Source organism: Polaribacter sp. IC066 (genome assembly GCF_007997085.1).
Taxonomy (GTDB): domain Bacteria; phylum Bacteroidota; class Bacteroidia; order Flavobacteriales; family Flavobacteriaceae; genus Polaribacter.
Map to the genome: position 1 here is coordinate 1 of NZ_VORR01000136.1, position 1,231 is coordinate 1,231.

At 27.9% G+C, this 1,231-nt stretch carries 1 pseudogene; it reads right to left on the minus strand.

Annotated elements, in window-relative coordinates:
- Nucleotides 1-348, minus strand: a pseudogene (locus ES044_RS18260) (hypothetical protein); the annotation flags it as partial.
- Between the last annotated feature and the right edge of the window lie 883 nt (nucleotides 349-1,231).

Sequence of the window (1,231 nt, forward strand, 5' to 3'; positions counted from 1 at the left end):
GCCACTTATAAATTGATTTTGATATGAAACCGATTTATTAGGCACAAAAATATAATCATAACTAAAAGCTTCTACTATTTTTGTAGAAAATATATCAGCTCTTTTTAAAAGCGCATATTTTATATAGACCGTAGTTACATCTAAATATGTATTTACAGTATTTTTACTGAGTCTTTTTTGAAGCAACCATTTTCTGAACTTTTGTAATTCTATTTCATAAGCATCAGGTTTTCTGATATTTTCCTTTAACTCTAATTTAAACCGAGTATAGTAATCCTTTTCTAACTTTATGTCTTTCGTATATTTCTTCCAAGATTTTATTTGCAGTGTGATTAAAATCCCAATCATTACAAGTACATTTTCTCTATCAGCTCAAAGCGTATTTTTCTAAATAATTTTATCATTTTTTTGCTCGCTGGTCTAATAAAGCGAATTACATTGATATAGATCGTTTTAATGTTTTACATCATAAGTTAAATGAAATTTGCTTATTTTTTTTCGGAAGTTATGTTTATAAATCTTTAAATTTATTTTTAGATGAATATTAGAAGTATTTAGTATGTGGTTTTAATAAATCAAAAACTAATTTAAGCTATGTAAAATCACCAAAAGAATTAGGATAAGAATTTTGGCAAGCACATTTTTTAAATAAAAAATGTTTGGGTATTCTAATCAAATTGAATATGCTTTTTTATCGTTATATTTTTTTGCAGAAATAAAGAAAGTGTAAACGACGCTTGTAAATATAAAAATACGGAAGCTATTAAAATGTATATAAGGGTTTTATGAGTTAAGCAATCGCTGCGATACGGCAATTTACTTTATAGTATATACCTAAAAAATAGCAAGGCTAAAGGTGTTATTGCTCTTTAAAGTAACAATGGTATAAAACTCGCATCAATAGAAGTTTACTTTTTAAAGAACCTATTTTGTTAAAGGACATCATCAGTTCCGTGCGTTAGATGACAGATTTCTACTCCCGAAGTTTCGGAATATAGCATTCACAATCTAAACCCGGCATCCGATAATTTTAGTAAGAATTCAAAAGATAGGAAGCGGTTACCTGTCCTACAGCTCTTTTGCGGTCTGGACACGATAGCGAAATATACTCATTACAAATAGGATCCCGAAAAATTAGGTTTAATAATTTGAAAATTATCTGTTAGGATATTTTTGAATTCCTCATTTTTCCAAGAGTGACTTTCTAAGAATTCGATTACCTTTTCTCTAA